We start from the raw sequence: 19,937 nt of genomic DNA on the forward strand, positions 1-19,937 counted from the left end.
TATTATAAGATTATTAAAGAATATTAATAATGAGATGAGATAATTTGAGGTAGAAAAAAATAGAAATGGCTTGTTTTTATATATTGGTATGATATAATAAATTAAAAATACATACAAAAACCCAATATATCATATGTTATCACAAAATAAATTATATGTCAAATGTACTAAATTAAATTTTTAGGAGGAAAAGTCATGAATTTGCCCAAAATATTTGACTCAGTAAGTAAATCTAAAAAATCTAACAGCATAGATGAAATTTTCAAGTTAAATGCCGAGTTAAGTAAGTACAATCTTGTTCTTGGTGTAGAGGATATAAAAGATATAATAAATGCAAAAAACAGCACCTTGAAAAGTCAGGGTAGAATTGAGCTCAATCTGGATATAATTGAATTCATTATAAGAAAAATTGGAAAATCTCCTTATGTAAATCAGGATAATTTAGTGGAAACAATCAATGATATGTATGCGATTTTTCACTATGTAAAAAACTGTACGTCAGACTTTTTACCTGATAAACAGGTATTGGAAGCCTTAATGTTTTTTTATGGAAATGTCTATAATGGTTCCATGGAACTTGTAATGGGAAAAGGTACTGAAAAAATTATAAATAATTTCAGGCATGGTAAAAAGCTTACTTGTAGGGAAGAGGAGGAGTAACATTGGAAGGAGATATAATGTCAATTTTTCAAAACCTAATAGTGAAATATACAAGGGGAAAGGGCAGTTCCATAAAGGAAGATACTGCTTTTCGTATTTTAGGTTCGATTTATTATGCAGTTAATGCCTGTGTTCAAAATCAGCAAGACTCCAGCAGGTCTTTTTTAATTTCAAAAGGAAATATACTTGAAATTTATAAAAAGGGGATTGAAATTTTAAAAGAAACTTTCTGCCAATGTGAAAAACTTTACGAAGAAATAAAAGAAAATAGACTTCGGGTTCCAGTTAAGATGTATAATGATACGATAGATGCTGCACTGCCGGATTTTTTTAAAAATTATGATATAATTTTTGGGGCGCAGGATACATACTCCAGTATGGATTATCCTCTTGTTTTTGATGATATGAATATAAAAGGAATTTTTTACATAAAACAGTATCTTGAAAAATTGAAAGTTGAAACAGAATTCTGCAATTTTTTTAAGGAATCATCTATTTTAGAAATACTTAAAGGCTATGGGGAAAAATATAAAATAGATATTTCACAATCACCGATCAGTGTTTTTCAAATACTTATTGAACAATGTGCTTTTTTAACTCTATGTGAGGTATTTGAATCTCTTGATGATACTTTTCTTGCCCTATTGGGGAAAACTGTATTTTATGATGATCTGGCATGCAGCTCCTTTAAACTTACACACGAGCAGTTGATAAACTGTAGAGGAAACATGGAAAGGGAGTGGCAGAATTACTATGTCAATTTTTTGCTGGGACAGAGTGAAAAAAGGATAAAAAATATAGGAAAAACAATCATTCATATTTATGGCTGATATTAATGTACCTGTATCTTATCTACCTCTCATTTTTGATTTGTTCACATAAATATAAAAAATACATAAACTTGGTATCTTTTAATCATTACCATTATTATGCTATAATGTATTTAATAGTAATGATTCATGTTATATAGAAGTACCCCTTTCTATCATTACTGTATGGGTGGTTACAGGGATGACAGGTTGGCACAATGGAAGGGGGTAATGTGAATGAACTTTTTCTTCCTGTGCATTGTAGTGCTTTCAATTACCGAGATATTGAGTTTATGTATTATTTCAGTTTTCTGCTATAAACAGGATAAACTTAAAATGTTTTTTGAAAGCAAGACCGGTGTTTCGAAAGATAAGATTTTGACAGATGTTAAAGTTAAAATAGATGAACCAAAAAATGAAAACAACAAGTAACTTTTGGGAGAAGTTACTTGCTTATATATAGGTTCTTTCTCGTATAACATGATTTTGTGAATTTACAATTTCTCTGTAATCACTCACCTACATACCTTATTATTATATTATAATTGAAGCAAAAAATACACTCTTTTATGATATTTTTTATTATTTTTATCAATTCAATTGTTATTTGCTTAATTTTTTATTTATATATTTATAAAGGTAAAATTGGAGAATATAGGCTGGTAAAAATACAAANACCTACATACCTTATTATTATATTATAATTGAAGCAAAAAATACACTCTTTTATGATATTTTTTATTATTTTTATCAATTCAATTGTTATTTGCTTAATTTTTTATTTATATATTTATAAAGGTAAAATTGGAGAATATAGGCTGGTAAAAATACAAAGAAAAGCTCTAGAGAGATCCAGGGCTTTAATAAACAGGGTGAATATTATATAATTATATAAAAGCTTCAATAGTATAAACAGAGTTCTTTCTTCAGGTGGGATTTTTGACATCACCTGAAGTTTAGAAATCGTTATCCAGGAGCGTAGCTGCCCTTATCTGTCACTTGTAGAAGTGGCAGTATTAGGGCAGGTAGCTATTGGATAAATATACACAATCAAATCTTATTATAGAAAGAGGGAAAATAAATGAAAAATCCTGTAGTTACAATTGAAATGGAAAATAACAGAACCATAAAGATGGAACTTTATCCAAATATTGCACCAAATACGGTGAATAATTTTATATCTTTGATAAACAGGAGCTTTTATGATGATACAATTTTTCACAGAGTAATACCCGGATTTATGATTCAGGGAGGAGATCCTGAAGGTAGTGGAATGGGAGGACCAGGTTATTCCATTAAAGGTGAGTTTTCATCGAATAATTTTAAAAATAATTTAAAACATACAAGGGGAGTGATCTCTATGGCAAGGACCATGGCACCAAATTCTGCGGGCTCTCAATTCTTTATAATGACGGATGATGCCCCTCATCTTGACGGCCAGTATGCTGCTTTTGGAAAAGTTATAGAGGGAATGGAAGAGATAGATGAAATAGTATCACAAAAAAGGGATTATAACGACAGGCCTTATGAGGATCAAAAAATGAAAAAGGTAACTGTAGAGACTTTTGGGGAAAAATATGATGAACCCGAAAAGGTAGAGGGTTAAAATACATATTTAAAATTGTAAAAAGTTATAGAATAGTGATAATCAATTTTCCTGAGCTTTTAGGCTCGGGAATTATATTTCTCATTTTTCTTTTATTCAAAAGGAAAGTCTTTGCAGCTTGTCAGTATAATCTTCAGAAAATCTTCATAGATTTTATAACTGATTCTTTAAAAGTTTTTTTTAAAATGGAATCTGATATGAAAATCAAAAGGAGGATTGTTATGGAGAAATATTATAGGAAAGCTGCTCTGTTCGGAATTTTAATGAGTATACTGTGGGTGCTTTTGGTAAATACACAGCCCTTTTCCGATTTTGCCTATTATGATGGACTAGCCAGACAGATAGCGGCTGGAGGACCTTGGGGTGACACCTACACTTCTGTGGGGTATCCCGTTGTGCTGGGGCTTGTATATAGAATTTTTGGCAGTAGCTTGGCAGCAGCAAAAATTTTTAATTTAACACTTACATTCGTAAACTACGTACTTTTTTATAAAATATTAAAAAAAGCAGATTTGAGTGAGAAAAGGCGTAAATTTACATATGGTCTATTTGTTGTTTTCCCCAGCAATATATTCTACAACAGTATTTTAGCAGGAGAAATACTGTTTACTGCCATATTGCTTTTAATAACGTTTTTATACTTCTATGATGTTAAACACAAATACATACTGATTGGCGTACTGACAGCTGCGGGTGCCATGGTAAAACCATTTTTCCTGGGATTTTTTCTTCTGGTTTTTATAGTGGAACTGTGCTTCAAAATGAAGTTTTCGGCAGTATTAAAACATTCAATTATAGTATTTATAATAAGTGCTGTAGCCATATCCCCATGGTTATATAGAAATACCAGACTCCTGGGGCAGTTCACTTTTATATCCAACAATGGGGGAATAGTACTTTATGTAAACAATAATTCCCAGAACAGATATGGCTTGTGGATGGATGCCAGAAATGTGCGCAATTCTGTTGTAAAAAAGACTGAATATATAAATGCCAATGCTACGGATAAAAACAAAATGCTCTCCAGGGCAGCACGGAAATGGATAAAAGCACATCCAGCAGAATTTGTTCAGCTTGGGTTCAAACGGCTGTTTATTACCTATATCGGCTTCAGTGAAATAGACTATAGTTTCAATGGTGCAAATGTAAACCCAATTTTTAAATTCATATTTTCATTTTACGCCTATGCTGCAAGATATGTGGTATTTGTTCCTGCTGTAGTCATGCTGCTTGTATACAGTGTAATAACAATTAAGGGATTTTCAGGTAAAAAGTCTGTAGATCGCTATTCAATATACAATCTTATCTGTTTTTACATGTTTGCCCTTGTGTATTTTATTTCTGAAGGCCAGCCCCGTTATTCATTTCCCTGTACATTTATAATGATTTACTTCTTCTCATGTTTTGCGGAAAGATTTAATTTTATCAAATCTGCAAAAAGCGTAAAATTATAGAACATGTTATAATAAAATTATTGTTTTAATTGTGAATTGCAGTAAGGGGGACATTTGCATGAAGGGATACAGTGTATTGGTAGTAGACGATGACGAGGATATTCTGGATATAATAAAGATTTATCTCCAAAATGACAAATTTGAGGTGATCACTGCTTGTGATGGGGGGTCAGCAATAGAAAAGTTGAAAAAGCAAGCTGTGGATTTGATAATATTGGATATAATGATGCCGGGGCTGGATGGACTGCATACTTGCCTTGAAATTAGAAAGGAGAAAAAAATACCTATTATAATGCTTTCTGCAAAAGATGATCCCAGCAGTAAAATATTGGGCCTTGATATAGGTGCCGATGACTATGTGACAAAACCTTTTAATCCACTGGAACTGGTGGCCAGGGTAAGATCCCAAATCAGAAGATATTCAGAATTCAATGGGGAGAAACCTCATAACAGGGATAAGATTGTTATAGATGATCTTACAATAGATACTGAATCCCATGAGGTATTTGTTGGGGAGAATTTAGTAGAACTTACTCCCATTGAATTTTCTATTTTAAAGGTACTTGCGGAAAACAGGGGAAGGGTGCTCAGTACGGAAACTATATATGAAAATGTATGGAATGAAGCTTTTTACAATTCCAAGAATACGGTGGCAGTGCATATAAGGAATATAAGAGAAAAGATAGAGATAAACCCAGGAGAGCCCAAATACATAAAAGTGGTATGGGGAATAGGCTATAAAATTGATAAATAAAATAGGAAAATTTTTTCTGAAAAGTATATCCAGGGAACTTCTTATAATAAACATATTCAGTTTTATAATATTAGTAATTGGAATAGCTATTTCTGTCCAAATTATAATTTCTGATAAAAATAACACCCAGAATTTTGTCAATGCATCAAATGATGCTTATGTACAGGTTACCAGGTATGTTAAATCCACCGACCTCCAAAATAATTACTATATAGATAATCTTGCACAGTTGAATAATATAAACATAGCGCTTGCTGATATGAAAGGCAATATAGTTTTGAAATCAAAGGGAATAAAAGACAGGTATATGGATTTGGATTCTTTAAGAGAGCATATGGTGAAAGATCACATTGGGAAAAGAGTATATGAATTATATGATTTGTATATCTCAGGAAATAAATATGTACTTGTTACATGGAAAAACTCAGGGGCATACCATGAAATATTCAAACATGTATTTATAATAGCATTTCCAATTGTGATCTCACTGGGAATTATTTATTTCTGGTCTTATAAAAAAGTTGAGTATATAAAGTATATATGCAAAGGCATAGTAAAAATTTCCCAGGAAAACTTGAACTGTAAACTTGAAAAAAGAGGCAGTGACGAACTGGGAATTTTGGCAGAGGAAATAAATAGGATGTCACTCAATCTGAAAAATATGATGGAACGTGAAAAATCTCTTCAAAGGTTTAAAAATGAATTGATGACAAATCTGTCCCATGATTTGAGAACTCCTCTTACCTCTTTGATTGGCTATCTATATCTATTAAACGACAAAAACACTTCCGTAAAAAATAGGGAAATCTACAGTAAAAAGTCTCTGGAAAGGGCGGAAAAGCTCAAGCTGTTAATAGACAATCTGTTTCAATATTCAAAGCTGGAAAGCGGTGAAGTAAAAACCGAGTTGTGTAATGTGAACATAGTTGAAATTATGGAACAGATTATAGGGGAGATGTCCATTTTGGCGGAGAAATCGGGGATTGAATTTGTAAAAAAGTATGATATGGAAGATCTGAAATTGAATGTGGATCCCTACCTCATAAGCAGAGCTTTTCAGAATATACTGTCCAATGCCGTAAAATATAGTGTTGAAAACAGCAGTGTATATGTGAATATTACTTCAGATAAAAAAAACACAGTAGTGAGTTTTCAAAATAAACCCATTCAGGATTTATCAGATGAGCAAATTGGAAAGATATTTGAAAGGCTTTACATGGGAGATAAGTCAAGAAATTCTTATGAAAATAATTCAGGATTAGGGCTTGCAATAGTAAAGAATATTGTTAAATTGCATAAGGGAGAGGTATGGGCGAAAAACAAGGACAATACCTTTATAATATATGTGAAATTGAGAAATGATTTGTAAATACTTTTTATAAAAGAAAACTAAGCCTATAATTGACAAATACTTGATGAGGAGATGGGGAGGATTACAATGTGAAAGACAGTGTGGATTTAATAAAAAAGCCAGGTGTGGGAAAAATAGTATTTAATGTATTCATAGTTTCTCTGACAATATTGGTATTGAGATTTGTCATTAATTTTTATTATGCATTGGGATATTTATTTATTTTACTTATTCATGAAGCCGGGCATTATGTTTCAGCAAAATTTTTGAATTTAAAAGTTGCTTTTGGAGGGTTTACGCCTTTTGGTGCATATATAGTTCATGAAAATATTGAGAACTGCAGGGAAAACGCAATTGTTGCAATAGGAGGTCCACTTTTTGGGGGCATATTTGGATTTATCTACTATGCAATTTATTATTTTACAGGGGATGTTACATTCTTGGTGTTGAGCTTCACTTCCATGGTAATTAACTTAATAAATTTAATTCCTGTAAAACCCCTTGATGGAGGTCATATAGCTGAAGCAATATCTCCTGTTATATGTTATATAGGGCTGCCGTTTATATTGTATTTACTTATATCTATAAAAGGTTTGAAAGGCAAAATTTCATTACTTATTATTCTTGCAATAGGGATTTACCAAACATATGATTTTACCAGAAAATATAAAAACAGCTTCTATTTTAAACTGACTAAAAGCATTAAAATAAAATTTATAATAATTTATGGTATACTACTAACATCATTAGCAGTCAGCGGAATATATCTTTATGCCATGTTTGATTTCAGGGAATTATTTCAAAGCATTCTTCGATATAAATAATTAAAGAGCCCGTCATAATCACTTAAATTGAAAAAAGTAGAGGAGGTCAATTAGATGACAGAGATGATAATACATATATTTTGCTCTGACAGTGCTTGTTGGAAACGGAACTAATAGGAAGTAGAAAAGTTATCTATAGAGATAATTAGAAATAAAGAAAATATAAAATATGATATGGAGGATTGATATATTATGAATTTTTGCTGGATAACATTAAACGTAAAAAGTATGGAGGAATCTTTGAAATTTTACAATGAACTGCTGGGAATTAAAATTTTTAGTAGATTTAGTCCAAATTCAGGGGTGGATATTGCTATGATTGGAGAAAATGATAAACCCAAAATTGAATTGATATATGATAAAGGTAATAATTCTAAAATTGAAAGCAGGGGAATATCTATCGGATTTGAAGTGAAATCGCTGGATGAAACTATGAAATATATAAAAAGCAAAGGTATAATCATTAAAAGAGGACCTATTTCACCATCACCAAAAGTTAAATTCTTTTTTATAGAGGATCCAAATGGAGTGGAGGTTCAGATAGTTGAAAACAGATGATATACATCACTTTCTTTTTTCTTATAAAAGTATCTATCTTTAAAGGAATGAAATATATTTATGAAGAATAAATCAATTCAACCTTTTGTTAAATGGGTTGGGGGAAAACGTCAGTTAATTAAAGGAATAGGTAAATATATACCTAAAGGAAATTATAAGTATTATGAGCCGTTTGTGGGTGGGGGAGCTGTTTTCTTCGATTTGCAGCCTAAAAAAGCGGTTATAAATGATTACAATTTTGAATTAATAAATACGTATAATGTTATAAAAAATAAAGTAGAGGAATTGATTCAATATTTAAAAACTTATCCCAATGATGAAGAATTTTATTATAAAATGAGAGAATTTGACAGAAAGAAGGAGTATAAAAATTGGTCAGAAGTAAGAAAGGCCAGCAGGTTTATATACTTGAATAAGACATGTTATAATGGGCTATATAGAGTAAATCAAGCAGGATATTTTAATACTCCTTTTGGACGGTACAAAAATCCTAATATCGTTAATGATGTAATTTTGAGGGCAGTGAGCAAATTTTTAAATGAGAATGATATTGTAATAAAATCTGGTGATTATAAAGAAGTTTTAAAAGGAATTAAAAAAAATTCATTTGTATATTTTGACCCTCCATATGATCCTATAAGTCACAGTTCCAATTTTACAGGATATACCACAGGAGGATTTAGAAGGGAGCAACAAATTGAATTAAAGGAAGTTTGTGATGAATTAAAAAAAAAGAAGATAAGATTTCTCTTATCAAACAGTAATACCGAATTTATCAGGAAGCTCTATAGTGGTTATAGTATTGAAATAGTCAATGCTAACAGATCAATTAACAGTGTTGCCTCTAAAAGAGGGGAAGTCGAAGAAGTGTTGATTAGAAATTATAGCATATAGGTAAATTATCTATAGTATCTGTTTTCCTGATGTCTACAAATACAATAACGATATTTAGCAAATATTGTATATAATACTTGCAATCAGGTACTTAAAAATTTTTTAACATCATCTTCTTTTTTAAATAATGTACATCCTCCTTTATGTTCTCCAACCAGCATCTCGTTATCTTTAAGTTTTTTGAATAATGGTGATTTTAAAGCCTCTCTAAGGCTGGAGTCTTTTAAATTTACATCTGAATAGGGAGAGAGGGGACATGGCTCTGCGCTGCCATTGGCATTTATGTGAAAAAATCCTCTCCCGGCTGCCAGGCATCCTCCCATGTATTTCTCATCACCTGGAAATGATAAAAATACCATGCTTTCAAATGCCTGTCTTAATTCCTCCAGCTTTTTTTCCAGCAAAAGGCGCTCTTTTTTTGTGGGTGCAAGCTTTTCAGTGGATTTGATTACCGCAGTATACTCTACAAATACCAGTACTCTTGTTCCTTTATTATAAAGATCCTGTATAAATCCTTCATTTGTAACAGTTTTTATATTTTCAGTTGTTACAGTTATAGAACATCCGAATAAAATTTTTCTTTTATTTAAATTATCCACTGCAGTCATTATTAAATTATAGGTATTCTTCCCACGCCTGGAGTCAGTTTGATACTCATTGCCTTCAATGCTTATTATCGGCACCAGGTTTCTATTTTTATCAATTAAATTTATATAATCCTCATCCAACAGGATTCCGTTTGTGAAGATCGGAAAAACTATTTCTTTAACAGAAGAAGCCTTTTCAATAATACCTCTTCTCATCAAGGGTTCCCCGCCTAAGAGTAATATAAATGAGATTCCAAGTTCTCTTGCTTCATTAAATAGCTGTTCCCACCTTTCTTCTGATATTTCAGTATCCTTTAAGTTATCTCCACAGGAGCTGCTGGCCCTTGCATAGCACCCCTTACAATATAAATTGCAGCTGGAGGAAATGCTTGCCATTAAAAATGGAGGAATATGTTCTCCCTCACTTTCCAGTATATTTCTTCTATTATTTGCAGCTGCTATCGACAGCATATATTTTATTAAAAATTGAGTTTCTTTTGGATTTTTTATAGATGACTTCAAAACATTCTTCACTATAATTTCAATACCCCTGCTCATATATTCAGATAAATTAAATGTTTTTTTCATTATTAACCTCCAACTTTTATTTGATCAATAAATTCAGTTCCATATCAATGAGTTCATCTCTTTCCTTTTTATTCATGATGTCAATTTTACTGAAGGATTTAAATTCATCCGCTCTGTAGAATACCAGCTGCATAAATGAAATCAATTGATATGAAATAACTTTGCACTCTTTATCACTTTTGCTTTCTTCAAAACAATCTCTGATTAAGGGCAGTATTTCCAGAGTTTGAATGAATTTCTCCTTTAATAAGATATAGGGAATTATCTGTTTTGTATATTTTTTATAATTGACGACCATATCACTAATACTAATTAAGAAATTTTTAAGCTTATCTTTTGGTGAACTGCTGCTGCTTGTCATATTTTGAAAATATATATCTGCAGTGTCTCCTATTAATTTATTTACAGCAATGTTTACCAATTCATCTTTGGAATTAAAATAGTAATTTATTGTTGATAAATTCACATTGGCTCTTTTTGTTATTTTTCTCGAGGTTATTTCTGAAATATCGCTACACTCCTGCAATAATTCTACTACCGTTTTTATCAATAGCTCTTTTGTACTATTTGGATTGTTCAATTTGATACCTCACTTTCAAACATGTTTAATACACGTTTTATTATAACCTAATTGTAATAATATATCAATATGCGAATTTGCTCAATTTAAAAAGGTTTTAATTATAAAATCAACTGTAAATCCATTTAAGGGAAACAGTTGAAATGAAAGTAACTAATGGTAGTACTATAATATATTCAAGAATTTAGATAAAAAAGTTTTTATAGCCCTTTAAAAAAGCAGATGAAATATGATTTAAATTGGGAGGATTTAAAAATGCTATCGGCACTGGAAGAATATAAAAAAAGAAAACACAGGTACAATTTATTAATTAAAAGGCAGCAAAAATATATGGCTGGTATAAGTAATTTAAGACTTATTATTTTTATAACAGGATTTATAGCTTTAATAGAAATGTATATATTAAGAGAATCTTTTATATTTAATTTTACAGTTTTAATTATGCTCAGCTTGCTGTTTTATCTAGCTTATTTACAGACAAATATGAAAACTAAAATAATGCACTCGGCTGCACTGGTTAAAGTAAATCAAGCTTCAATAAAACGATTAAATGGAAAGTGGAGGAATTTTGAGGATATTGGCGGGGATTTTATAGATAAGAATCATAATTATTCATATGATCTCGATATTTTTGGCAAAGGTTCTCTATTTCAATTGATAAATACAGCCCACACTTGTATTGGAAGGCAGAAGTTAAAAAAATTGCTGACAGAAAAGCCTCAGGATAAACAAAATATATATGACAGACAGTCCACAGTTGTAGAGCTTGCACATAAAATCTATTTTAGACAGCAATTTGAAGCAGAAGGAAAAATGATTCCAAATAATAAACAAAATTCAAAGGAACTTTTTTCATGGCTAAAAGAGGGGAAAGATTATATATTAAAAAAACAGCTGATTTGGGCTTTGAGAATTCTCTCAACTGTAACAGCAGCAACTACTTTGACTTTGATGGTTAAAATAGTCTATTTTATTTTAGCAGCTTTGTTTGATGTTTACAAAACTGTACCAAAAATATTTTATTTGGTTCCTTCTTATGTTCCTGTCAGTTTAATTTTAGTTCAGTGCATTATTCTAAAAATAAATAGAAAAGACAGGATTAAAAACTTAATTATTGCCGAAAAATATAATTCTGACATAAAAATGTATAAAAATATGATTGGACTTATAGAGAAACATGAATTTAAATCAAAGTATATTGTGAACTTATGTAAAAAGCTTTACAGTAATGATGGAACAAGTGCATATGGGCAAATAGAGGCCTTTTCTAAAATATGCGGGTCCATAGCCAATAGACGTAATATATTGTATTCCATTTTGAATCCAATACTCATGATAGAATATTACTGGAATATTTCTGTTGAAAAATGGAAAATAAAGTCGGGAAACAATTTTCATGAGTGGATTGATGTAATAGGAGAATTAGAGGCCTTATGCAGTATTGCAGTTATTAAATACGATAATCCACATTGGTGTATGCCTGGGATTGCAGCTGGATCATCGATAATTACAGCAAAGAATATGGGACATCCTCTTCTGGAAGAAAAAAACCGCATATGTAATGACTTGAAGATAGGAGAATCATATTCGGTTATGCTTGTAACAGGGTCTAATATGTCTGGAAAGAGTACATTTTTGCGAACTGTAGGAATTAATATTGTGTTGGCATATGCCGGGGCTCCTGTATGTGCCGAGGAGTTTTTCTGTACTATTATGGATCTTTACAGCTGTATGAGAGTAAATGATAACCTGGGACAAAATATATCTTCTTTTTATGCAGAGATATTGAGGATTAAGAATATTGTTGAAGCTTCAAAAAAAGGAAAAAGGATACTATTTTTATTAGATGAAATTTTTAAAGGAACCAATTCGAGAGACAGGCATACCGGAGCAACGATTTTAGTAAAACAATTGAGTAAAATAGGTAATTTGGGATTTATATCCACTCATGACTTGGAGTTAGGTGAAATGGCCGATTATAGAAAATCAAAAATCAGAAATTATCATTTTTCCGAGTATTACAGGAATAACAAGATTTATTTTGACTATAAATTGAAAGAGGGAATTTCAGATACGAGAAATGCTGTATATTTAATGAAATTAGCTGGTATTGAAATAGAAAAAAATCAAAAACTTTGAAACACTTTTACAGGAGCTGAGTCTTATACATGGGAGGTGTGAAATGACAGACTTTGGAGAAATATATGCAGAAAACTTTTCCGGTGTATATAAATACGTTCTGGCTCTGTGTCGTAATGAGGATATTGCTGAAGAAGTTACACAGGAAACTTTTTTCAAAGCCATGCAGCATATAGATAAGTTCAATGGAAGCTGCAAATTATACGTATGGCTTTGTCAGATTGCTAAAAACACTTACTTCTCGCTTTCCAAAAAACGAAAGCGGATGGCTCTGGGAATAGGTGGGGATTTTACATACACAACATCAGATTTAGAAAAAGATTATCTTGATAAAGATGCGGCAAGACGATTGCACGTTCTCATCCATAATCTGAATGAACCATACAAATTTGCAGTAACGACGCAGGGGATTCTGAAGGAATTAGATCCGTTACTTTTTGGACAATGGGTAGTTTGGCTAGTTCTTCATGGAAAGTTTTATTGGTTCCAACGGTTATTGTAATAATCTGTATTTTATTCTTTTTAACTCAATTTCGTGTTATGAATACCTTATTAATTGGAGATGAATCAGCTACTACTTTAGGAATTGATGTAACAAATGTCCGTAAAATTTATCTTGCTTTTTCAGCAGCTGTTACAGGAATTTTAGTGGCAGCAGTTGGTGTTATCAGTTTTACCGGGTTAGTTATTCCTCATATTGTTCGAATGATTGTAGGTTCAGATCATCGTTATGTCATTCCTTTGTCTGTGATTGTAGGTTCGATTTTTATGATCTGGTGTGACGTTGTATCAAAAATTATACTTAAAAATGGTGAACTTCCAATTGGTATTATAACTTCTATGGTTGGAGAGGGCCTTTCTTTATTTGGTTAATGATGAGAAAATCTTATGGGTTTGGAGATGAGTAAATGGAGATAAAGGCAGAAAATTTATCAGTAAAAATTGGGAATAAGATGATTATTCGTGATATTAATGCAGAAGTAAAAAATAAGGAATTTGTTGGCATTATTGGTCCAAACGGGAGTGGAAAATCGACTTTCCTTAAAACAATTTATCGCGTTTTAAAGCCTAATAAAGGTATAATATGGATAGATGGAAAAAGCTTAGAAGCAATAACTCCTAAAGAATCAGCCCAAAAATTAGGTGTAATGACCCAGATGAATAACTTAAATTTCGATTTTACGGTGGAAGAAGTCGTGCTTATGGGTCGGACACCTCATAAAAAACTCATGGAACAAGATAATGAAAATGATTATTTGTTGGCACATGAATCTTTGCTTAAAACAGGAATGGCTGATTTTGCCGTAAGAAATTTTAATACATTGTCAGGAGGGGAACAGCAGCGTGTTATGATGGCCAGAGTTTTAACTCAGGAACCAAAAGCATTGATATTAGATGAACCGACTAATCATTTAGATATTCAATATCAAATACAGCTTTTACGAACGGTTAAGTCATTGAAAGTTGAAATATTTGCCGCAATGCACGATTTAAATCTTGCAGCAACTTATTGTGATAAATTATATGTAATGAATAAGGGAAAAGTCGTTACTTTTGGAGTACCGGAAGAAATTTTAACAGAAAAATTAATTAAAGATGTGTTTGGAGTTCAAGCTTTGATTGTGGAGATTCCCAGTCTCAATAGAAAAAATATTGTATTTATTGGATAATAAAAATACTTTATTTTATAAATAAATAAAACTTACTCATTTATTTCTAAATTTTGTCATGGCAACTGACCCATAGCTATCATTAACCAAGACCTGAAAAGCTTAAGGAGTATTATGAAAGCAACTCCAGAAATGAAATAGACTCTATCGTTAAAATACAGCTTGAAAAGGTATAAATGGATTGCTAAAAAGTTTATAAGCACTACAAGATCAATACTAGATCTGCCAAAATCAGAATGCAATTCTGATACTTCATCATATATAAAATCAGGTTTCCTCCAGGTTGATTTTTTCTACTAAAATCAACTACAAATCCATTTACGGGAAACAGATTAACATATAAAATATTATTAGAGGTGATAGATATGAAAGTGTTGAATATAGGTAAATGTATTGTTCATATGAGAAAAAAGAGGGGAATAACACAGGAACAGCTGGCAGATTATATTGGAGTTTCCAAAGCATCTGTTTCCAAATGGGAATCCGGATTGTGCTACCCTGATATTTTGCTCCTTCCAGAGCTTGCAGCCTATTTCAACATTTCAGTGGATGAATTACTGGGATATTCTCCGCAGCTTACAAAGCAAGACATTAAAAAAATATATAATAGTCTTTCACATGAATTTGCCGTGAATCCCTTTGATGAAGTCATAGAGCAGTGCAGGAAATTGATAAAAAAGTATTATTCCTGTTTCCCATTTTTGCTTTCCATGATTCAATTATTATTGAATTATTCCATTCTGGCAAAAACAGAAGTGGTGAAAAAACAAATTTTTCAGCAGTGTATATTGCTGAGCAAGAGAATAAAAGAGGAGTCGGAGAATATTTCTGAAATAAAAGATGCAAATACCAAGGAAGCATTGGCAGAGATGGTACTGGGAAACAGTGAAGAAGTCATTCGCCTGCTGGATAATGAATTAGCTCCCTACAGCGGGGATGATTCCATACTGATCAATGCATATAGGATGCAGGGAAAAACTGACCAGGCAAAAATCGTGAATCAAATACTGCTTTACAATAATGTAATAAGCACACTGACGCTTTTAAACAATTATCTTTTTCTGAACGTGGAAGAGCCAGTTCTATTTGATAAGATCTATTCCCAGGGCCTCCAGATTATTGATTCTTTTCAACTTAAAGATATTTTGACAAATAATGTCTTTGGAATTCATATCACTGCTGCACAGGGATATCTGATGAAACAGAAAAAAGAAAAGGCAATGGATGCTTTAGAGCGCTATGTGGATACTGTCTGCAGAATTAAATTTCCAATTAGATTTAAAGGGAATGAATATTTTAACCAGGTAGCTGAATGGTTTGAGGATAATAATTGTATCGGAACAAATACTCCCATAGATGATATGACAATCAAGAAAAATTTTGTTGATACAGTTGCTGAAAATCCTGCATTTTCACCTTTAAAAGGAGATGAACGGTACAATTTGCTTGTTGAAAAATTGAAAGGGAAATTAGGTGGGACAGATGGATGCCATAAATATAGAAAATCTTGAAAAATCCTATGATGGAAAGGTCAGTGCTTTAAGCAGTGTAAGTCTGAGCATACCAAAAGGTGAGATATTCGGCTTTCTCGGTCCCAATGGCTCGGGGAAAACCACCACAGTTAGAATCCTAAACGGGGTTCTTTCAGCCACATCAGGACATGCTGAAATTCTGGGGATACCTGTAGGGAAAAATAATATCGAGATTCATAGATTGTGTGGAGTTATGACAGAAAGCGCTTCCTGTTATGAAAATCTTACTGCCAGACAGAATCTGATGTTCTTTGGAAAAATGCATGAGATGGAAGAAAAACTGCTTGATGAACGGGTGGACTTTATATTAAAAAGATTGGAGCTGTGGGATGTAAGAGACAAGAAGGTGAAATCTTTCAGTACGGGAATGAGAAAGAGGGTTTCACTGGCTGTAGCATTAGTTCACAATCCTCAGATTTTATTTCTTGACGAACCTACTTCCGGTTTGGACCCGGAAAACGCACTGAATGTCACAAGGCTTATAAAAGAACTTGCCGAGGAAAACCAGGTTACAATATTTCTCTGCACACATCAGTTAAAATATGCTGAGGATATTTGTACACTGTACGGTTTTATAAACAATGGCAGTGTCCTCGGCCTGGGCACCTTTGATGAGCTTGCTTCAAGGAAAAACGCAGCTCTTCAGTTGAAGATAAGAGGAAAAAATATTTCGAGTAAATTTGGATTTATTCATGATGGCAATGACACATACAGCAAGTCTATTTCAGGGGACAAAGATGCTAATACTCTAATACAGAATATACTGGCAGGCGGCGGGGAAATCTATGAGGCAATACAGCAGAAATGGTCCCTGGAGCAGCTGTACTTTAAATATATCAAGGGTATATCCGATGATATAACACTATAAGTTTGAGGTGACTTGAAAAATGATTAATAAAAGTGAAAAAGCGTTGATATATAAAGATGTAAATGAAACAATAAGTTCAAAACGGGTTATTGTTCCCATGGCTATTGTGCCTATTGTCCTCATTGTAATTATACCTCTGGCAGTACTTGTAGGTGCGAATTTTATTGGAAGTGATTCAAGTACCTTTGCAAAGATGGCTCCTCTTTTAAAAAAGCTGCCTTCGGAATATGGTGCATATACTCCTGCCCAGCTTTTAATAAAAGTATCGCTGAACTTTATGTTTCCGTCATATTTTCTTATAATTCCAATAATGTGTTCAGGAGTTATCGGAGCCAGCAGTTTTGTGGGAGAAAAGGAACACAAGACCATGGAATCTCTGCTTTATACGCCAATATCCATGGAACAGCTGCTCAGAGCCAAGATTTTAGGTGTCTTTGTGCCATCTTACATAATTACCTTTATTTCATTTATAATCTTTGGTATTATATTTGATATCGGGGGTTTCATCTATTTTGGAAAACTTATTTTCCCGGATATAAAATGGCTTATAATCATATTTTGGATTTCACCTGCAGTTAATTTACTATCGCTGACATTTACTGTGATGGTATCTGCGAAATCGGAAACCTTCCAGGAAGCACAGCAGGTAAGCGGCTTTCTTCTCATTCCAGTAATTCTTTTACTGGTGGGCCAGATGACAGGGGTACTTTTGCTCAGCAAAGCTGTGATGCTTGTAGGAGGCGGAGCTCTGCTGGCACTTGATTATATACTTGTAAAGAGGATTTCCTCCGGATTTATTCCTGAAAAGCTGATTTGAATATACATTAGATAATATTATGACCGGATTTTATGCCTGATAAGTCACAGTTGTTCACAAAACGAAGCTTTATTTTAGTGCCTTTACCCAGCTCACTTTCCACATGAATTTTGGCATCGTGAATTTCAGCGATTTTTGAACACAATGCAAGTCCTAAACCAGCCCCATTATTACGCCTATCCCTTGATTTATCAACCATATAAAAAGGCTCAAATATCTTTTCCATGTCAGCTTTAGAAATTCCAACCCCCATATCCTCAACCTCAATAATAGGGTCTTCATCCATATATGCCTTTAAATGAATCTCATCACCACTTTTAGAAGCCTTTATTGAATTGTCAACAAGATTGCTTATTAGTATTATCATAAGCTCTTTATCAATTGACATATAAAAATCTCCTGAAACAATTTTTAAGTCTATAGTGCTTTCCTTTAATTTGGGAGTTAATCGACTGCGTATTTCATATAAAAGTTCTTTTACATTTACCTTTTTTATATCCAAATTTTCTTTTTTGAGAATTATTAAATCCATCAATTTAGAAGATAAGCTCTCCAGTCTTTTACCTTCACTGTATATGTAATTTAAAGATTGTATGGAAGTTTCTTCATCACACTTGTTAGTTCGTAAAAAATCTGCATAACCTATAATGGAAGTCAGTGGAGTTCTCAGTTCATGTGCCAAATTATCAATGAACCTCTGCTTATCCTGTGACACATTTTTTAAAGCCTTTATTTTATCTTCTATGACATCAGCCATATTGTTAAAATTTTCGGCCAGCAGGCCAATTTCATCATCCGTATCTATTTCCACTCTTTCACTAAAATTTCCTTCAGATATTTTTTTGGTGGATTTTATTAATCCATTTATAGGTCTTGTAATAATTTTACTTAATACTATCATGACTGCTGCTAGAGTTATACATAAGAACACATTTAACTTCATTAAAAGGTTAAACATGAATTTTTCATTTTCATATATATAAGATACTTCCTTTATGTAAGAAATGTTATAATCATTGTCATTCAAATTAATTTTCTTATCTATAAATAAATAGGATTTACCCTTCACATCTTTTATTACATAAGAAACTTTATTTAAGGGAGCATGTAATTGCTTTTTTGTTTTGTCTGCATTTACTTTAAAATTAGTGATGATTTCATTTCCATTTTTATCTGTTACATTTATGAATATTTTTCCTTCTTTAAAATGACTTATATAAGTACTTACAATGGAGTCTGTATCCTCTTTACTAAACTTTTTCTGGATATTGTCCGGATATTGATGCATTTTAGCTAGATACATATCTGCTGCCAGGGAAATGCAAAGTCTGTTTTGTTCACTTATTCCAGAATTGATTTCATTGTCCAAATTTGAATTAAAACTTCTATTAATCAAAAAAATACTTGAAGAAATAAAGAATACCTGAAAAACGAGTAAAATACTTATGAATATTTTTTCCCAGAGCTTCATTTATTCCTCCATTCTATATCCCAAACCAAATACGGTTTTTATGCTATCTCTCATGGCCAATTTTTTTCTTAATTTTTGAATATGGTTGTCTATAGTTCTGGTTTCTCCAATATAATCATATCCCCATACCTTTTCTATCAGGCGTTCTCTTGTAAGAACTTTATTTTTGTTTTGCATTAAAAATGCTAAAAGTTCAAATTCCTTTAACGTAAGATCTATCAATTTTCCATTTTCTTTTACTGTCCTTTCTTCTAAATTTATTTCTAAATTCCTGTATTTGAGTATTTTACAATTTTTATTGTAATGTCTTAATACATTTTCAATTCTTGCAATCAGTTCAATACCTTCAAAGGGCTTTATTATGTAGTCGTCCGCCCCCATTTTGAGTCCGCTTACCCTATCACCAACAGAAGTTCTTGCAGTTAAAAAAATCACCGGCAATCCCAATGGTTTTATTTTTTTATAAAGCGTAAAACCATCAATTTTAGGAAGCATTACATCTAGAAGTATTAAATCAAAGTTTTCATTTTTCAATATATTTAAAGCCTCCTGTCCATCATAACATTGTTTACACTCATAATTTGCCAATGCCAAATTTAGTTTAATGAGATTTGATATTGGGACTTCATCTTCTACAATCAATATTTTTATCATTTAAAACCCTCCCGAACCCTGGATAACAATTTTCAAGCATCAGATAGAATATAAAAAAGTCCCATCTGATGCCTGAATCCTGTTTATATATAAAGTTATTTTGCCTATTATAGCTTTTAAT

21 protein-coding genes are annotated in these 19,937 nt (G+C 32.0%); 17 read left to right on the forward strand and 4 right to left on the reverse strand.

Features of this window, described 5'->3' with window-relative positions; all coding sequences use genetic code 11:
• Positions 1-195: 195 nt before the first annotated feature.
• From ACFHWD_RS08075 to ACFHWD_RS08120, 10 genes are all read left to right on the forward strand, one after another.
• Positions 196-660 carry a DUF6323 family protein gene (locus ACFHWD_RS08075; RefSeq protein ID WP_150358547.1) on the forward strand — a complete coding sequence of 155 codons (465 nt, stop codon included), beginning with the start codon at positions 196-198 and terminating at the stop codon, positions 658-660.
• Between the two features lie 2 nt (positions 661-662).
• The gene (locus tag ACFHWD_RS08080; protein WP_229981882.1) at positions 663-1,490 is read left to right on the forward strand and encodes a DUF6179 domain-containing protein; all 828 of its coding nucleotides are present in this window, start codon (positions 663-665) and stop codon (positions 1,488-1,490) included.
• A gap of 216 nt (positions 1,491-1,706) precedes the next feature.
• Positions 1,707-1,901 (forward strand): hypothetical protein, encoded by a 195-nt coding sequence (locus tag ACFHWD_RS08085; protein WP_179977412.1) that lies wholly within the window; start codon positions 1,707-1,709, stop codon positions 1,899-1,901.
• A 649-nt stretch (positions 1,902-2,550) separates the two neighbouring features.
• Positions 2,551-3,075, forward strand: a complete 525-nt coding sequence (locus ACFHWD_RS08090; protein ID WP_179977411.1) for a peptidylprolyl isomerase — start codon at positions 2,551-2,553, stop codon at positions 3,073-3,075.
• A 221-nt stretch (positions 3,076-3,296) separates the two neighbouring features.
• On the forward strand, positions 3,297-4,529 hold the full coding sequence (locus tag ACFHWD_RS08095; protein ID WP_378061328.1) for a hypothetical protein: 1,233 nt from the start codon (positions 3,297-3,299) through the stop codon (positions 4,527-4,529).
• A gap of 58 nt (positions 4,530-4,587) precedes the next feature.
• Entirely contained in the window at positions 4,588-5,283 is a 696-nt protein-coding gene (locus ACFHWD_RS08100; RefSeq protein ID WP_179977410.1) for a response regulator transcription factor, read from the forward strand.
• Complete coding sequence (locus ACFHWD_RS08105; RefSeq protein WP_378061330.1) at positions 5,273-6,652, forward strand: ATP-binding protein; 1,380 nt, start codon at positions 5,273-5,275, stop codon at positions 6,650-6,652. Before ACFHWD_RS08100 ends, ACFHWD_RS08105 begins: the two co-directional genes overlap by 11 nt.
• A 71-nt stretch (positions 6,653-6,723) precedes the next feature.
• Positions 6,724-7,458, forward strand: a complete 735-nt coding sequence (locus tag ACFHWD_RS08110; RefSeq protein WP_150358636.1) for a site-2 protease family protein — start codon at positions 6,724-6,726, stop codon at positions 7,456-7,458.
• Positions 7,459-7,650: 192 nt separating this feature from the next.
• The gene (locus tag ACFHWD_RS08115) at positions 7,651-8,016 is read left to right on the forward strand and encodes a VOC family protein (protein ID WP_150358637.1); all 366 of its coding nucleotides are present in this window, start codon (positions 7,651-7,653) and stop codon (positions 8,014-8,016) included.
• A gap of 60 nt (positions 8,017-8,076) precedes the next feature.
• A complete protein-coding gene (locus ACFHWD_RS08120; RefSeq protein WP_179977407.1) occupies positions 8,077-8,910 on the forward strand; it encodes a DNA adenine methylase in 834 nt (277 codons plus the stop codon).
• Positions 8,911-8,993: 83 nt separating this feature from the next.
• Here ACFHWD_RS08120 and ACFHWD_RS08125 read toward each other — a convergent pair whose 3' ends face one another.
• Complete coding sequence (locus ACFHWD_RS08125; RefSeq protein ID WP_378061333.1) at positions 8,994-10,085, reverse strand: radical SAM protein; 1,092 nt, start codon at positions 10,083-10,085, stop codon at positions 8,994-8,996.
• 16 nt (positions 10,086-10,101) lie between these two features.
• Positions 10,102-10,665, reverse strand: a complete 564-nt coding sequence (locus tag ACFHWD_RS08130; protein WP_378061335.1) for a TetR/AcrR family transcriptional regulator — start codon at positions 10,663-10,665, stop codon at positions 10,102-10,104.
• 255 nt (positions 10,666-10,920) lie between these two features.
• Between ACFHWD_RS08130 and ACFHWD_RS08135 the strand changes: the two genes are divergently transcribed.
• From ACFHWD_RS08135 to ACFHWD_RS08165, 7 genes are all read left to right on the forward strand, one after another.
• Entirely contained in the window at positions 10,921-12,804 is a 1,884-nt protein-coding gene (locus tag ACFHWD_RS08135) for a DNA mismatch repair protein (protein WP_378061337.1), read from the forward strand.
• 43 nt (positions 12,805-12,847) lie between these two features.
• Positions 12,848-13,306, forward strand: a complete 459-nt coding sequence (locus ACFHWD_RS08140) for an RNA polymerase sigma factor (protein WP_378061339.1) — start codon at positions 12,848-12,850, stop codon at positions 13,304-13,306.
• Complete coding sequence (locus ACFHWD_RS08145) at positions 13,249-13,677, forward strand: iron ABC transporter permease (protein WP_150356758.1); 429 nt, start codon at positions 13,249-13,251, stop codon at positions 13,675-13,677. Before ACFHWD_RS08140 ends, ACFHWD_RS08145 begins: the two co-directional genes overlap by 58 nt.
• Positions 13,678-13,712: 35 nt before the next feature.
• Positions 13,713-14,474, forward strand: coding sequence for an ABC transporter ATP-binding protein (locus ACFHWD_RS08150; protein WP_150356759.1), 762 nt, complete (start codon positions 13,713-13,715; stop codon positions 14,472-14,474).
• Between the two features lie 365 nt (positions 14,475-14,839).
• Positions 14,840-15,985 carry a helix-turn-helix domain-containing protein gene (locus tag ACFHWD_RS08155; protein WP_378061342.1) on the forward strand — a complete coding sequence of 382 codons (1,146 nt, stop codon included), beginning with the start codon at positions 14,840-14,842 and terminating at the stop codon, positions 15,983-15,985.
• Positions 15,957-16,874, forward strand: coding sequence for an ABC transporter ATP-binding protein (locus ACFHWD_RS08160; protein ID WP_378061344.1), 918 nt, complete (start codon positions 15,957-15,959; stop codon positions 16,872-16,874). Before ACFHWD_RS08155 ends, ACFHWD_RS08160 begins: the two co-directional genes overlap by 29 nt.
• 22 nt (positions 16,875-16,896) lie before the next feature.
• Entirely contained in the window at positions 16,897-17,691 is a 795-nt protein-coding gene (locus ACFHWD_RS08165) for an ABC transporter permease subunit (RefSeq protein ID WP_378061398.1), read from the forward strand.
• Between the two features lie 7 nt (positions 17,692-17,698).
• On the opposite strand, the gene ACFHWD_RS08170 is transcribed toward ACFHWD_RS08165, so the two are convergent.
• Both ACFHWD_RS08170 and ACFHWD_RS08175 read right to left on the reverse strand, forming a co-directional pair.
• Complete coding sequence (locus tag ACFHWD_RS08170; protein WP_378061346.1) at positions 17,699-19,162, reverse strand: ATP-binding protein; 1,464 nt, start codon at positions 19,160-19,162, stop codon at positions 17,699-17,701.
• A complete protein-coding gene (locus ACFHWD_RS08175) occupies positions 19,163-19,816 on the reverse strand; it encodes a response regulator transcription factor (protein ID WP_150356763.1) in 654 nt (217 codons plus the stop codon).
• Positions 19,817-19,937: the final 121 nt, after the last annotated feature.

Origin of the sequence: Clostridium sp. MT-14 (assembly GCF_042436595.1) — a bacterium.
GTDB classification, from domain to species: Bacteria; Bacillota; Clostridia; order Clostridiales; family Clostridiaceae; genus Clostridium_B; species Clostridium_B aromativorans.

What these genes read in the sequence shown, in the direction of transcription:
- ACFHWD_RS08075 (WP_150358547.1), top strand. Translation starts at nt 196, where the DNA reads ATGAATTTGCCCAAAATATTTGACTCAGTAAGTAAATCTAAAAAATCT.
- ACFHWD_RS08085 (WP_179977412.1), top strand. Translation starts at nt 1,707, where the DNA reads ATGAACTTTTTCTTCCTGTGCATTGTAGTGCTTTCAATTACCGAGATA.
- ACFHWD_RS08090 (WP_179977411.1), top strand. Translation starts at nt 2,551, where the DNA reads ATGAAAAATCCTGTAGTTACAATTGAAATGGAAAATAACAGAACCATA.
- ACFHWD_RS08095 (WP_378061328.1), top strand. Translation starts at nt 3,297, where the DNA reads ATGGAGAAATATTATAGGAAAGCTGCTCTGTTCGGAATTTTAATGAGT.
- ACFHWD_RS08100 (WP_179977410.1), top strand. Translation starts at nt 4,588, where the DNA reads ATGAAGGGATACAGTGTATTGGTAGTAGACGATGACGAGGATATTCTG.
- ACFHWD_RS08115 (WP_150358637.1), top strand. Translation starts at nt 7,651, where the DNA reads ATGAATTTTTGCTGGATAACATTAAACGTAAAAAGTATGGAGGAATCT.
- ACFHWD_RS08120 (WP_179977407.1), top strand. Translation starts at nt 8,077, where the DNA reads ATGAAGAATAAATCAATTCAACCTTTTGTTAAATGGGTTGGGGGAAAA.
- ACFHWD_RS08125 (WP_378061333.1), bottom strand. Translation starts at nt 10,085, where the DNA reads ATGAAAAAAACATTTAATTTATCTGAATATATGAGCAGGGGTATTGAA.
- ACFHWD_RS08135 (WP_378061337.1), top strand. Translation starts at nt 10,921, where the DNA reads ATGCTATCGGCACTGGAAGAATATAAAAAAAGAAAACACAGGTACAAT.
- ACFHWD_RS08140 (WP_378061339.1), top strand. Translation starts at nt 12,848, where the DNA reads ATGACAGACTTTGGAGAAATATATGCAGAAAACTTTTCCGGTGTATAT.
- ACFHWD_RS08145 (WP_150356758.1), top strand. Translation starts at nt 13,249, where the DNA reads ATGGGTAGTTTGGCTAGTTCTTCATGGAAAGTTTTATTGGTTCCAACG.
- ACFHWD_RS08150 (WP_150356759.1), top strand. Translation starts at nt 13,713, where the DNA reads ATGGAGATAAAGGCAGAAAATTTATCAGTAAAAATTGGGAATAAGATG.
- ACFHWD_RS08155 (WP_378061342.1), top strand. Translation starts at nt 14,840, where the DNA reads ATGAAAGTGTTGAATATAGGTAAATGTATTGTTCATATGAGAAAAAAG.
- ACFHWD_RS08160 (WP_378061344.1), top strand. Translation starts at nt 15,957, where the DNA reads ATGGATGCCATAAATATAGAAAATCTTGAAAAATCCTATGATGGAAAG.
- ACFHWD_RS08170 (WP_378061346.1), bottom strand. Translation starts at nt 19,162, where the DNA reads ATGAAGCTCTGGGAAAAAATATTCATAAGTATTTTACTCGTTTTTCAG.
- ACFHWD_RS08175 (WP_150356763.1), bottom strand. Translation starts at nt 19,816, where the DNA reads ATGATAAAAATATTGATTGTAGAAGATGAAGTCCCAATATCAAATCTC.